The following is a 13,853-nucleotide window of genomic DNA, read 5'->3' on the forward strand; positions in this document are numbered from 1 at the left end:
AGGTAGAATTCTCCGATTGCACACTATGGCCAGGAGCGCGTGTGACTGATTCAGGTTGGGGTATTTATAAGCGGTTGTTGGGCTATGTGAAGCCGCATTGGCGAGCTTTTGCGCTAGCGATAGTGGGCTTTGTGGTTTACGCCGCGTCGAGTACCGCGCTGGCGGAAATGATGAAGCGATTAATTGATGGCATTCAAAACCCAGATGCGGCGTTTCGGTTCTTTCTACCGCTGTTTGTAATTATTATGTTTTCCGCCCGGGGGTTAGGTACTTTTTTAAGCACCTACTTCATGGCCTATGTGGGCCGCTACGTGATTCATACCCTGCGTTGCGACGTGTTTGCCCATCTACTCCATCTGCCGGGCTGGTTTTTTGACCATCACTCCAGCGGTCAACTGGTATCACGGGTGACCTACCACGTTGAGCAAGTCGCGGGGGCGGCCACCAAAGCGGTGACGATTATTCTTCGGGAAGGCCTGTTCGTCGTCGGCTTGGTGCTCTATCTACTCTGGACTAACTGGATGCTAACGCTGCTGTTTTTGGGCGTGACGCCGATCATTGCCGTGGTGGTAAGCTACGTCAGCAAGCGCTTTAGACGCATTTCAAAACGCATTCAGCACTCCATGGGCGATGTCACCCATATTGCCTCGGAAGCGCTGTCGGGCTATCGGGTAGTGCGCACCCACGGCGCAGAGCCGTATGAAAAGCAGCGCTTTGAGCGGGTCAGTGAAGAGAATCGCCGCCAAAGTATGAAAGAAGCCATGACCCGTGCGGTCAGTTCCCCTGTGATTCTGATGTTGGTGGCCATCTCCATGGCGCTACTGGTCTGGCTGGCCATGGCACCCTCGCTGATGGAGAACATGACGCCTGGTGAGTTTGTGGCCTTTATTACCGCGGCTGCCCTGATGATCAAGCCGGTACGTCAACTGACCGAGATTAACGGTGAAATTCAGAAAGGCCTGGCGGCCGCGTCAGAGCTTTTCGGATTGCTGGATATGACCCCTGAAGAGGATAGTGGCAAACATATTGCCAGCCGTTTAAACGGCGATGTCGTGATCGATCATGTTAGCTTCCGCTATGCCGACGACCAGCCCGAAGTCCTGCACGATATTAATCTACGCATAGCACCGGGCGAACTGGTGGCGATAGTCGGGCGTTCGGGGAGCGGCAAGTCCACTCTGGTCAGCTTGCTGCCGCGTTTTTACTGCCCCACTCAAGGCAGTATTACTATCGATGGCATTAATGTTGATGAATACGCGCTTGGCCCACTGCGCCAGCAGATTGCTCTGGTGTCGCAGCAGGTGACGCTATTTAACGCCTCGATTGCCGATAATATTGCTTACGGGGTGGCCAATCCTGATCCCCAGGCTGTTCAGGCTGCGGCTGAAGCCGCCTATGCCCATGAGTTTATCGATAAGCTTCCCAATGGTTATGCCACCACCGTGGGTGAAAATGGCGTGATGCTCTCGGGCGGCCAACGCCAGCGGCTGGCGATTGCCCGGGCGATCTTCAAGGACGCGCCGCTACTGGTGCTGGATGAGGCCACTTCTGCGTTGGATACAGAATCCGAGCGCTATATTCAAAAAGCCCTTGAGCGAGTCTGTGAAGGGCGCACCACGCTGGTCATCGCCCACCGCCTCTCTACCATAGAGCGGGCTGACCGGATTGTGGTGATGGATCAGGGGCGCATTATCGAAGAGGGGGCGCATCAGTCGCTGCTTGATGCCGATGGCGCCTACGCGGCGCTGCATCAACTGCAGTTTCAAGAAGCGCCATGAGGCTATCGATATGAGCCTATCGTTATGAGCTTTGCCAAGAGAACGCTGGCGGAGCGCTGGCTGCAAGGCGCTTACCAGGGCAGCCGCTGGCTATCGCCGTTGAGGCCTTTAGGGGCGCTTTATCAGTGGGCCATGGCGCGGCGGGAGCGGGAATACTCTAGCGGCCAAAAAGCTACTTGGAAGGCGCCGGTGCCGGTTATCGTGGTAGGCAATATCACCTTGGGGGGGACGGGTAAATCGCCGCTGGTGGCGTGGCTAGCTGGCTGGCTGGTGGCCCAAGGCTGGTCGCCAGGTATCGTTAGCCGCGGCTATGGCGGAAATGCGCCCAGTTACCCGCTGCTGGTCACCGCCGACACGAACGTTGTCGAAAGCGGTGATGAGCCGCTGATGCTGGCACAGCAGACGGGACTGCCAGTGGCCGCAGACCCCAATCGCGTGCGCGGTGTTCAGGCACTGATCGAGAAGGGCTGCGATATTATCTTGAGCGACGACGGTTTACAGCACTTGGCACTGGATCGAGATATTGAGTTGGTGGTTGTGGATGGTGACCGTGGATTGGGCAACGGGCGCTGCCTGCCCGCCGGGCCGCTGCGCGAGTCGCCCAGCCGGTTGCAGCGTGTTGACGCGGTGATCATTAACGGCGACTCACAGCCCTCTTTGTCGCTTACTCCGTCTATTATGCAGGCAGCCACTACTATGCAGCTGGCGCCGCTGCGCTGGCGCCGCCTTGATGACGGCGCACGTTTTCCGCTTGCGCCGCTGCCGTTTACGCTGCCGGTGCACGCGGTGGCAGGTATCGGGCATCCCGAGCGCTTTTTTCGTACACTCTCCGCGTTGGGTGTTGAGGGCGAGTGGCACCCGTTGGCCGACCACCAGCACTTTAGTGCGGGCGCGCTAAGCTTTGCAGATACCCGCCCAGTGATTATGACCGCTAAAGACGCCGTTAAGTGTTACGCCCTGGCCCCGCCTAACAGTTGGGTATTAGATGTGGAGGCATCCCTTCCACCCGAATTTGAGCACTGGCTGGCAGCGCGGCTGTCGGCACTTTCCTAAAGGAGATAAGCGCATGGATAAGGAACTGCTGGCAATGCTGGTCTGCCCGTTGTGTAACGGTAAGCTGAAGTATGATCGCGATGCTCAAGAGCTGCGCTGCCACTACGATGGCCTTGCCTATCCGATCAAAGAGGGGATTCCGGTGATGTTGCCGGAAGAGGCTCGCGTGATGGATGCTGATGAAAAGCTGCCTACTTCTCCAGGACGTTCCCAAGAGCGTTTAGGAGACGCTTAATGGCTGTCTTTGATGACATGGTTGATTTCAAGGTGCCTGATTTTACCGTCGTCGTACCTGCTCGCTACGGCTCTACCCGGCTGCCCGGCAAGCCACTGCTTGATATTGCCGGGGAACCGATGGTCGCTCACGTATGGCGCCGTGCTTGCCAAAGCCACGCCAGCCGAGTGGTCGTGGCAACAGACGATAGCCGTATTCGTGATGCCATGCTGCCCTACGGCGCCGAAGTGATCATGACCCGCGACGATCACCCCTCGGGCACCGACCGATTAGCCGAGGTGGCTGGTATATTGGCATTGACGGATGATGCGCTGCTGGTGAATGTGCAGGGCGATGAGCCGCTGATTCCTCCCGCGCTGATCGACCAGGTGGCTCTGCGCCTAGCCGACGATCCCGGAGCGTCGATAGCCACGCTGGCGGAGCCTATCAATGACGTGGACACGCTGTTTAATCCCAACGTGGTCAAGGTGGTGCGAACGCTACAAGGCCGCGCGCTGTATTTCTCACGGGCCCCTATCCCCTGGGATCGTGAGCAGTTCAAAGCGCCACCGACCATGCTGGCAACCGATGCCTGGCTGCGCCATATCGGTCTCTATGCGTATCGTGCCGGTTTTCTAGCTGCCTACCGAGACTGGCCAGCCTCAAGCCTCGAACAGCTTGAACAGCTTGAACAGTTGCGTGCGCTGCAGAATGGTCACGCTATTCAAGTGGCATTGGCCTGCGAAGTAAACCCTGCCGGTGTTGATACGGCCGAGGATCTAGCGCGGATTCGGGCGCTGCTGGCCTAGCGCGGGTTCGGGTGTTGCCGGTTTAGCGCAGGGGCGGGCGCTTGCTTGGGCAGCTCAGTTTTTAAGGAGCTATCGTGAAAGTATTATTTGTATGTTTAGGCAATATTTGCCGTTCACCGACCGCCGAAGGTGTTTTTCGTCGTGCTCTTGAGCGAGCAGGGTTGGCCGATGAGGTCGAGATAGACTCCTGCGGCGTCGGCAGTTGGCATGTCGGCAAAGCGCCAGACGCCCGCGCGCAGCAGGCGGCACTACTGCGCGGTATCGATATAAGCGACCTGCATGCCCGCCAGCTAAGCGAACACGATTTTACCCAATTCGACTACGTGCTAGGCATGGATCAGGACAATTTACGCGCCATGCGCGAGCTGAAGCCTGCCAATAGCCAGGCGCATGTTGGGCTGTTTTTAGATTTTGCTGGTACCCCCGGTGCTGAAGTCCCAGACCCCTATTTTGGCGGTGATGAGGGATTTGAGAAGGCTCTGGATATGATTGAAGCTGCATCAGAAGGGCTGATTCGACACCTTAAGCGAGAGCTGTAATGGGGCTAATGGTGTGGCTGCACAGATGAATATTCTCAGCAATGTGGATTTGTCCGCCGCTAATACACTTAGGCTCCCCTGCCAAGCAGAGCGCTTCGCGTCACCAAAGACATTAACAGCTCTACGCCAAACGTTAGCCGAGGCACGCCATGAAGGCTGGCCCGTCACGCTGCTCGGTGGCGGCAGCAATGTTCTGCTTCCCGAGGCACTACCAGGTTTGGTGGTGCGGCCTGATTTGCAACAGTACTGGCTCAGTCAGCGTCAAGGGCATGTGCTTGCCCATGTAGGGGCGGGAGTTAATTGGCATACGCTGGTGATGGCGACTGCTGCACGCGGCCTGTGGGGCATTGAAAATCTGGCGCTGATCCCTGGCAGTTGTGGTGCTGCGCCAGTGCAGAACATTGGTGCCTACGGTGTTGAACTTGCCGATACGCTGCAAGCGGTGCAGGTAATGGAGCTTGCCACCGGGCGGGTAAATTGGCTAAGCGCGCAAGAGTGCGCCTTTGGTTACCGTGAGAGTATTTTTAAAGGCGAGTTGGCAGGTAGCATGGTGATCACTCAGCTAGTCTTGCGTTTGTCACGCACGCGAGCACCCCGGCTAGGCTATGGCGATCTCGCCGCACGCTTGGCAAGCCCTCCCACACCGCTCGCGGTAGCCGAAGCGGTATGTGGTATTCGACGCGAGAAGCTGCCCGACCCACAGGTGCTGGCCAACGCGGGGAGCTTCTTCAAAAATCCGCTGGTAGCTGATGTGCTGGCAGCGCAGTTGTTGCAGCAGTATCCTGCTATGCCCCATTTCCCCCAGGAAGGAGGGCAAACAAAGCTGGCGGCGGGGTGGTTAATCGACCAGTGTGGCTTGAAAGGGATGCGTGATGGTGCCTTCGGAGTACACCAGCATCAAGCGTTGGTGCTGGTGCACTTTGGCGGCGGTGATCGTCAAGGGCTAATGAAAACAGCTAGCTATATCGCTGACCAGGTCGAGGCACGCTTTGGGGTGCGTTTAGAGCCCGAGCCGCGGTTAATTAATCCCTGTTAGTTAATTTCTATTAGTTAATCTCTAGGCCCTGCCTCTAAGGTGCACATAAAGCAAAAATCCCCGCCGAAGCGGGGATTTTTGTTACTACAATACGCGCCGAACGATCTATTCGGAGCGTGTGTCTTGCTGCGCCTGTTTGCGCTTCTCACGCGGGTCATTGTGGGCCCGGGTGCGACGACGGCGCGGTTTAGGTGCTTCTTCCGTTACTGCGGCCTCAGCGGGTGCCTCACTGGCGGCTAACTGAGCGGGCTGGGCGTCTGCTTCAGCTGCAGTGACTTCAGTCGCAGGTGTTTCAGTTGCTGCTAGTTCGTCGCTGCTCTTTTCAGAGCCATTTTCAGGACTAGCTTCAGAACTATTCGTTTCAGCGCTACTCTCTTCAGCGACTTGCTCTTCAGCGTTTGTGTCTTTAACACTCTTAGGTTCATCACCTTTTACTTCGCTGTCTTGCTGCGGCTCGCTGTTGGCAGGCTCTTCAGTTGAGGGGGCTACGGCGACACTCTCCGAAGCGCTCTCAGAGGTACTCTCAGCAACCTCTGGGGTTGCCGCTTCCTGGCGAGTTTGGGTGCTAGCTGGCGCTTCGGGCTGATGCTCGTCGCTGCTTTGATCCGTACCCGCACTATTGAAAGGTGCCGGGGAGGCCGCCTCTTCAATCGTTGCGGCTGGATCAACGGCGTTGGTCGCAGGCGGTTCGACGACTTCAGGCGCTGCCTGTTCGCTAGCACTGGGCTGCTGACTATCGTCGGTTTTCCCACTTTCAGCTGGTTCGGCGTTGGTTTTGGCCGTTGCTGAGGTCACCTCAGATGGCGCTGACGGCTCTTCGCTGGCTGTGGCCTCCGGTTCGCTTGGCTTGGCGGCGGCCTCATCCTGCTCAACGGTGCTGGCAGTTGACGTTTGCTCCGCCGGTGAAGCCGCTTTAGGCTGGCGGCGCTGGTGCGTCGACTTGCGCGCTTTAGCGTTTTCTGCCACGGGGCGGTCGGCGGTCGTCGCGTCGTCCGCTTGCTCGGCGTTGGATTCAGGCGCATCGGTTGCTGCCGTTTCTGGCTGAGCGGTAACGTCCGAGTCCGATCCTAGTGCAATCGTTGTGTCATTTGTCGCTGCTTTAACCACCTGTGCCTGTTCTTCTGCCGCAGGGTCTTCGGCCGGCTCTGGTGTTACTGCTGACGCTTCATTCTGAGCCTCGGCCTGCAGTTTTAACTGCTCAGCTTCTGCCTGGGGGTTGATCGCCTGGGTGCGCGTGCGGTTACGCGGGTTGTTACGCGTACGCTTCGGCTTGCCGTCATCCTGCTTGGCCTCTAAGTTCTTGGACTCTGGGCTCTTGGCCGTTGCATCGCGCTGGCTGTCGCGGTTTTTGTCACCACCATCACGACGCGACTCTTTCTGCGCTGCACTTTTGCCGCTGGTGCTCTCTTTAGAGCCCTCTTTCGTGGAGCTGTCTTTGCTAGGGCTGTCTTTGGAAGAGCTATCAGCCTGGTTCTCTTTACGAGGCGCTTTGGCTGACTCTTGACCGTTAGCATCGTCCTGCTGGGGGTGGCGACGGCGGTTGCGGGTACGGCTGGGGCCGCTCCGCTTATCGCTATTGTCGTCACTGGCAGGACGCGGTGTGCTGCTGCGCTGCTCGGCTTTTTGTTCAGCTTTTGGCTCAGGGCGGGCGCTATTATCGCTGCGCGACTCGTTACGGCTGGCGTTGTCGCCACGCGACGATTTTTGCCGCGACTCGCTGCTGCGCTGATTGGTTTTGCGCTCGCTTGGCTTGCGCGGAGCCGGTGTTTCAACCTTGGGCTCTGGCGTGGCTTCGGTATTGCTTTCGTCGCTACCGAGCAGTTTGGCGAAGCCGCGGATAAAGCGCCCAATAACGCTGGGTTGCTCGCTGGTCACCGGTGCTGCTTTGGCTGCTGGAGCTGCAGCGGGCGCCTTCTCTTCCGTTTGCAGCGATGCCGGGGCGGGAGCGTTGTGGGTGACACTCTTGACGGCGGCTTCGGCGCGTTGAGCGGGCGGCACGAAGCTGGGTGTCGGCTCTTTGCCTACTTCGGTGTCGGTGGAGAGCTCAAAGCTCGATAGGCTTTGAGTGTCATCCTCGTCCAGGTGGTCATCACGCAGCCGCTGCACGTCGTAGTGGGGCGTATCCATATCAGGATTGGGCAGCAGTACTACGCGAACATTCTGGCGAGACTCTAGATCTGCCAGCACGCTGCGTTTTTCGTTGAGCAGGTAAGTCGCCACGGGTACCGGTAGAATGGCGCGAATCTGCGCGCTATTCTCTTTCATCGCCTCTTCTTCAATCAGGCGCATGATAGAGAGGGAGAGCGAGCGAACATCGCGAATGGTGCCCTGGCCATTACAGCGCGGGCAGACCACGCCGCTGGTTTCCCCCAGTGAGGGACGCAGGCGCTGGCGGGACATTTCCATCAGGCCAAAGCGTGAAATACGCCCAATCTGTACCCGTGCGCGATCCAGCTTGAGGGCATCGCGCATGCGGTTTTCAACTTCACGCTGGTTGCGTGCAGGCCCCATGTCGATAAAGTCAATAACCACCAAACCGCCGATATCACGCAGGCGCAGCTGGCGGGCGATTTCATCGGCGGCTTCAGAGTTGGTCTGTAGGGCGGTCTCTTCGATATCGCTGCCGCGGGTGGCGCGTGCGGAGTTGATATCGATGGAGACTAGCGCTTCGGTGTGATCGATCACAATCGAGCCGCCAGAAGGCAGCTTCACTTCGCGCTGATAGGCGGTTTCGATTTGTGATTCGATCTGGAAGCGCGAGAATAGCGGTACTTCGTCCGCGTAGAGCTTGATCTTCTGCTGGTACGAGGGCATTACCTGGCGAATAAAGCTCAGCGCTTCGGCGTGAATCTCGGGGCTGTCGATCAATACTTCGCCGATGTCCTGGCGTAGGTAGTCGCGCATGGCGCGAATGATGACGTTGGATTCACGGTAGATCAGGAACGGGGCAGGGCGCTTGGCAGCTTCAGTGGTGATCGATTCCCACACCTGAACCAAGTAGTCCAAGTCCCACTGGAGCTCTTCCGGATTGCGACCAATGCCTGCAGTGCGCACGATCAGGCCCATTTTATCCGGCACGGTCAACTGACCCATGGCGTCTTTGAGCTGACTGCGCTCGTCGCCTTCGATACGGCGAGAAATGCCACCTGCACGCGGGTTATTGGGCATCAATACCAAAAAGCGACCAGCCAGGCTGACAAAGGTGGTTAGCGCGGCACCTTTATTGCCACGCTCCTCTTTATCGACCTGGACGATGACCTCTTGACCCTCTTTAAGCACTTCTTTAATGCTCGGACGTCCGGAAACGTCTTTGACAAAGTACTCGCGAGAGATCTCCTTGAGGGGCAAAAAGCCGTGACGGTCGGCGCCGTAGTCAACGAAGGCAGCTTCCAGGGAGGGTTCTACGCGGGTGATTTTACCGCGATAGATATTGGCTTTTTTCTGTTCTCTTGCGCCGGATTCGATATCTAAATCGTATAGGCGTTGTCCATCAACTAAAGCGACACGCAGCTCTTCGGGCTGGGTCGCATTGATAAGCATCCGTTTCATAGTGTCTCGCATAGCGTTGCGTGCCGGCGAACTGCCTATTGGGTGACGTAGGCGAATCGCTGGGTGCTGCGTGCTTGTGCTCGGCGCATTGCAATGCTGACGCGTCAAGCCGGGAAGGCATCATCGCCAACCCGGCCGATAGGGCGTTGAGTACGTGGCGGAGGCAGGACGTGTTCCGGTGGCTGTCACGTCCATCCGGCCCTGCTGACACCGCCAACACCTGGCATTCATCGATTCACCAACGCCGGCCACCGGCACAGCGTTGAACTTTTCGCCCGGAGTCAGTCATCGCCTTGTGACGAATAAGGCGGAGCTGCTCAGGACGTGGCGTTGTTTAGTTGCTGCCTGCCGTTGAGGGCAAGGCTTATTTTCCTCTGCCGGCATAAAAAACGGGCGGCAGAGTTACTGCATTTTTAAGATCATCTTTTAATACTGGAAAACGGGCAATGCGTACACTGGTGCCGTTTTTGCGTTCAGGCCTGCGTGTTAGTCGGGCAGGCGCATTAACCAAGCTCAGCGGTGATGCTCTCTGCTAACAAATTTAATCAATTAGCTATCGAACAGCTAGTCACTAGCGCTAGACAAGACAGCTTTCTGCGCTTAGCTGGTGAACGATTTCGAATATAACAGTAAAGACTACGACCAGCAATTGACGCAATGCCCTTGGGTCTACGCTAGAATGCCGTTTTTAAGCAGGAGTAAGTAGTAATGTCCGAAGGGCGTGAAGTGCAGTGGGTGGATATCGCCCCGGAGCAAGCAGGGCAGCGAATTGATAATTTTCTCATGACGCGGCTTAAAGGGGCGCCTCGCGCGCTTATTTATCGCATCGTACGTAAAGGCGAGGTGCGCGTTAATAAAAAACGCGTGAAGGTGGATTACCGTTTGCAAGCGGGGGATTTAGTACGCGTTCCGCCGCTGCGTTTGGCGCCTCGCGAAGCGGTGAAGGAAGTCAGTGATAATTTGCGCGACCTCCTGGTAGGCAGCGTGATTATGGAAGGCCCCGATTGGATGGTGCTTAATAAACCTTCTGGTTTGGCAGTGCATGGCGGCAGCGGGGTTAAAATTGGTTTAATAGAAGCGCTGCGTCAAGTGCGCGATGACCTGAGCTTTCTGGAACTGGTTCACCGCTTGGATCGCGATACGTCGGGCTGTTTGCTGCTGGCCAAGTCACGCGATGCGCTGGTGACGCTGAACGAGTCGTTGAAAAAGCACGGTATGGATAAGCGTTATCTGGCCTTGGTCAGTGGGCGCTGGCCAGCGCGGAAAACCTATGAGAGTGCTCGGTTAGACCGCTTTGATGCCGGTAACGGCGAGCGGAGGGTAAGGGTAGATCCCAACGGAAAAGTGTCGCGCACCCATTTTTCGGTGGTCGAAACCTTCGAAAAAGTAACCCTTATAGAGGCTGAGCCGGTCACGGGCCGTACCCACCAGATTCGCGTACATGCCGCCCACGCAGGCCATGCGTTATTAGGTGACGATAAGTACGCTACCCGTGAAAGTGGTCTGCTCACCAAGCAGTTAGGTCTGGGGCGTTTGTTCCTTCATGCGCGAGCGCTGACCTTTCCTGAGCCCACTAACGGCCGCCCGGTTACCGTCAAAGCGCCGCTGCCAGAAGCCCTGGAAGAAGCGCTCAAGCGCGCCCGTCAATAACTTCTTTCTTCACCGCGTTGCCTTTTACAGGGAGCTGCCATGCAGTACGAGCTAATTATATTTGATTGGGACGGCACCTTGATGGACTCAGTGCCGCGGATTGTGTCGTGTATGCAGGCGGCTGCTTTGGAGGCCGAGTGGGGGGCGCTTTCAGCTGCGGAGGTTGAAGATATTATTGGTCTGGGGCTGCCCGAAGCAATTGCCAAGCTCTGCCCAGGTATATTGCCTGCTCAGGCCGAGCGGCTTCGCGAGCGTTACGCGCACCATTTTGTGCAGGCTGATACCACGCCAATGGCGTTTTTTAGCGGTGTCGAAGCGCATATCGCCCGTTTGCGCGGGCATGAGCAACAGCGTTTAGCAGTGGCAACAGGTAAAAGCCGTCGCGGGCTTGACCGTATTTTTACTGAGACCGGCAGCGGCGCGTGGTTTCATGCCAGCCGTACCGCGGATGAAACCCGCTCCAAACCACACCCGCAGATGCTTTCAGAGTTACTGGCTGAGCTTGCGGTGCCGGTCGAGCGGGCGGTGATGGTCGGCGATACTGAGTATGATATGGAAATGGCTAGGGCGATGGGCATGGATCGGGTGGGGGTAAGCTATGGGGTGCATGCGCCTGAGCGCCTGGCAATGAGCGAACCCAAGTGGATTGCCCATAGCGTAGACGAGCTTTTTGATCGGTTATAAGGACATTTTATGAGTGACGATCCAACCCGCCAAGAGGGTGCGCAAGAGGGTCATGATGGCCCGGTTAATAGTGACCAGACCAACGAGTTCAAGGAGGATCCCTGGACTGAAGGGCCCGAGGTTCCGCCTGGTAAGGGGGCTAAGCAGCCCCCTGGGGCGCCAGGTGATGATGCCGAAACCCTGCGCGAACGCCAGCGATTAGCGCAGCTGGAAATGATGGATCACTGGATAGGCGGTGTCTTGACCGAGCAACGGCGTACCCGCCGCTGGAAGCTGTTTTTCCGTCTGATGTTTCTCGCTGTCGTATTGGTTGCGCTGTCTGCCGCGCTTTATAGCCTGTTCTGGGATTCGCCGAGTGTCGCAACGCCCACCCAACGCCACTTGGGCATTGTTGAGGTTAATGGCGTAATCGCCAGCGATTCGCCAGCCAATGCGGAGCGCATCATCCAAGGGTTAAATCGAGCCTGGGATGCCGAAAGCGCTGCTGCTGTGGTGCTGCACATTAATAGTCCCGGTGGTAGCCCCGTTCAGTCTCAGCGTATCTATGCGGAAATCATGCGCCTGCGCGAGCAGGGTGATAAGCCGATTATCGCGGTGATTGAGGATATCGGTGCCAGCGGCGCTTATTACATTGCTGCAGCGGCAGATGAGATTATTGCCTCGCCGGTGAGCTTAGTGGGCTCTATTGGTGTGATTTACGCTGGTTTTGGCTTTGAGGAGGCGATAGAGCGCCTTGGCGTTGAGCGCCGCGTGCTTACGGCAGGAGAGAATAAGGCCTTCTTAGATCCATTCCAGCCGCTGGACGATGATGCAGAGACGTTTTGGCAAGGTGTGCTGAGCCAAACTCACCGCCAGTTTATCGATGACGTCCGCGCGGGTCGCGGCGAACGGCTCAGTGATAGCTCGGATATTTTCTCAGGCCTGATCTGGAGTGGCGAGCAGAGCATCGAGCTAGGGTTGGTCGATCAGTTGGGTAGCCTCGAACAGCTGTCTCGCGATCAAGTAGGTAACATCGACTGGGTGGACTATACGCCGAGTCTTGATCCATTTGAGCGCTTTACTCGGCGTTTTACCGAGGTTGCCGCTGAAGTGCTAGGCATTAAGGCGCCTAACACCCCGCTTCGTTTCTGATCGCGAATTTACGTCCTGGGCCCTAGGGCGCGCCAAGCGGATCCAGGCCCGCTTGGCGCAACATATCGCAGAGCGCGATCAGCGGTAGCCCAATCAGGGCGCTGGGGTCACGGCCTTCCAGTCTTTCAAACAGCGCAATGCCAAGGCCTTCCATACGAAAGCTGCCAGCGCTATCTAGGGGCTGCTCTTTGGTCACATAGTTTTCAATCTCTTGCGTGCTAAGAGTGCGAAACACGACCTCGAAGGGCTCGACATGGACTTGATGGCGTTGGTGGCGAGTATCCAGTAGCGCTAAACCGGTCAGGAAGGTGACGCGCTGGCCAGAAAAGCGGGCAAGGTTAGCGCAGGCCTTTTCTGTGGTATGTGGTTTGCCAAGAATATCGCCTTCAAATACCGCCACCTGGTCGGAGCCTATAATGCAGTGGTGGGGGAAGTGAGCCGACACGGCGTTGGCTTTGCTAAGTGCTAGGCGATGTACCAGTGCGTGTGGTGTTTCGCCATTATGCGGCGTTTCATCAATATCCGGTGAATGGCACCGGTAGGGGAGTTGTAGGCGATCCAGCAGCTCACGCCGCCAGCGTGAGCTTGAGGCAAGCACTAGCTCTGTATTTTCTGTACTTAAGGACTGCGCAGTTGATGACTGAGTGCTTGATGGCTCGGTCATGGCGGGTGAGGTCACAGTATAACTCCTGGCTAATGTGGTTGCGCTAGTGGGACGGCAAAGCAGTAGAGTGTAGCGAAAGCTGCGAATTGTGCCCATGTCGGCTGTTTATTGAGGTCTATGTTGGTTATTTATTGAGGAAGCGATGAAGAAATACACCGTCAGCTTTGACACCAGCAGGGGGAGTGCCTATCATTGCGCGCCTATGTTGACCTCACAACTCCCCAGTCGGGTGGAGCCTTATAAGCTCGCAGCCCGCCACGAACGAATCGAAGGCCTGGTAGCGCTGCATAAGCTGCCACGTCTTGCCGAAGAAGCGGGTGACCAAACCGGCGACTGTCATGTCGTGCTTGAGTTTGGTGTCGATGCTCAAGGCCGTCGTGAAATTCGTGGCCACTTGCAAGCGACGTTGGCGCTTGCCTGCCGACGCTGCCTAGTGCCGCTGCCTCAAGAGGTGAGTAGTGACTTTCTGCTTGGAATGGTCACTGATGAAGCCTTGGCGGCCGAGTTGCCTGCTAGTCATGAACCGGTGCTGGTGGAAAAGGAACAGCTGGATCTTCTGACGGTAGTTGAGGATGAATTGATTCTCAGCCTGCCCCAGGTGGTCTATCACGATGAAGCCGAATGTCATGTCTCGGCGGAGCAGCTGGTCAGCAAAACAGAAGGCGCGGCGTCAGATACAGCGCCAGCGACGAACCCTTTCGCGGTGCTGAATGTCTTGAAAGGCAAAAAATAAGCACCCTTTACCT

At 57.0% G+C, this 13,853-nt stretch carries 12 protein-coding genes; 10 read left to right on the forward strand and 2 right to left on the reverse strand.

The genetic code is table 11. From position 1 onward, the window contains the following. Positions 1-41 precede the first annotated feature (41 nt). The 6 genes from msbA to murB all read left to right on the forward strand — a co-directional run bounded on the left by msbA (position 42) and on the right by murB (position 5,429). Positions 42-1,778 (forward strand): lipid A export permease/ATP-binding protein MsbA, encoded by a 1,737-nt coding sequence (gene msbA / locus HALTITAN_RS04690; RefSeq protein ID WP_027959104.1) that lies wholly within the window; start codon positions 42-44, stop codon positions 1,776-1,778. A gap of 24 nt (positions 1,779-1,802) precedes the next feature. Beyond that, positions 1,803-2,831, forward strand: coding sequence for a tetraacyldisaccharide 4'-kinase (lpxK, locus tag HALTITAN_RS04695; RefSeq protein ID WP_009286404.1), 1,029 nt, complete (start codon positions 1,803-1,805; stop codon positions 2,829-2,831). Positions 2,832-2,844: 13 nt separating this feature from the next. Beyond that, a complete protein-coding gene (locus HALTITAN_RS04700; RefSeq protein ID WP_027959105.1) occupies positions 2,845-3,066 on the forward strand; it encodes a Trm112 family protein in 222 nt (73 codons plus the stop codon). Then, entirely contained in the window at positions 3,066-3,854 is a 789-nt protein-coding gene (gene kdsB / locus HALTITAN_RS04705; protein ID WP_009286405.1) for a 3-deoxy-manno-octulosonate cytidylyltransferase, read from the forward strand. The genes HALTITAN_RS04700 and kdsB overlap by 1 nt, the downstream gene beginning before the upstream one ends. 74 nt (positions 3,855-3,928) lie before the next feature. After that, complete coding sequence (locus tag HALTITAN_RS04710; protein ID WP_009286406.1) at positions 3,929-4,393, forward strand: low molecular weight protein-tyrosine-phosphatase; 465 nt, start codon at positions 3,929-3,931, stop codon at positions 4,391-4,393. Positions 4,394-4,418: 25 nt separating this feature from the next. After that, a complete protein-coding gene (gene murB / locus HALTITAN_RS04715; RefSeq protein ID WP_035539177.1) occupies positions 4,419-5,429 on the forward strand; it encodes a UDP-N-acetylmuramate dehydrogenase in 1,011 nt (336 codons plus the stop codon). 105 nt (positions 5,430-5,534) lie between these two features. Here murB and rne read toward each other — a convergent pair whose 3' ends face one another. Next, on the reverse strand, positions 5,535-8,978 hold the full coding sequence (gene rne, locus HALTITAN_RS04720) for a ribonuclease E (RefSeq protein ID WP_027959107.1): 3,444 nt from the start codon (positions 8,976-8,978) through the stop codon (positions 5,535-5,537). Between the two features lie 708 nt (positions 8,979-9,686). Between rne and HALTITAN_RS04725 the strand changes: the two genes are divergently transcribed. Genes HALTITAN_RS04725 through sppA form a run of 3 tightly spaced genes read left to right on the forward strand, consistent with a single transcriptional unit; the run spans position 9,687 to position 12,443 of the window. Further along, complete coding sequence (locus tag HALTITAN_RS04725) at positions 9,687-10,628, forward strand: RluA family pseudouridine synthase (RefSeq protein WP_009286408.1); 942 nt, start codon at positions 9,687-9,689, stop codon at positions 10,626-10,628. A 39-nt stretch (positions 10,629-10,667) separates the two neighbouring features. Next, positions 10,668-11,312 (forward strand): HAD family hydrolase, encoded by a 645-nt coding sequence (locus tag HALTITAN_RS04730; RefSeq protein ID WP_027959108.1) that lies wholly within the window; start codon positions 10,668-10,670, stop codon positions 11,310-11,312. 9 nt (positions 11,313-11,321) lie between these two features. Further along, on the forward strand, positions 11,322-12,443 hold the full coding sequence (sppA, locus tag HALTITAN_RS04735; RefSeq protein ID WP_009286409.1) for a signal peptide peptidase SppA: 1,122 nt from the start codon (positions 11,322-11,324) through the stop codon (positions 12,441-12,443). A gap of 22 nt (positions 12,444-12,465) precedes the next feature. Here sppA and HALTITAN_RS04740 read toward each other — a convergent pair whose 3' ends face one another. Continuing rightward, positions 12,466-13,107 carry a Maf family protein gene (locus HALTITAN_RS04740; RefSeq protein WP_162471386.1) on the reverse strand — a complete coding sequence of 214 codons (642 nt, stop codon included), beginning with the start codon at positions 13,105-13,107 and terminating at the stop codon, positions 12,466-12,468. A 202-nt stretch (positions 13,108-13,309) separates the two neighbouring features. Here HALTITAN_RS04740 and HALTITAN_RS04745 point away from each other — a divergent pair, with 202 nt between their 5' ends. Further along, positions 13,310-13,840: a YceD family protein gene (locus HALTITAN_RS04745; RefSeq protein ID WP_027959110.1), complete on the forward strand. Its 531-nt coding sequence runs from the start codon at positions 13,310-13,312 to the stop codon at positions 13,838-13,840. Positions 13,841-13,853 lie beyond the last annotated feature (13 nt).

Origin of the sequence: Vreelandella titanicae BH1 (genome assembly GCF_000336575.1) — a bacterium.
Classification (GTDB): domain Bacteria; phylum Pseudomonadota; class Gammaproteobacteria; order Pseudomonadales; family Halomonadaceae; genus Vreelandella; species Vreelandella titanicae.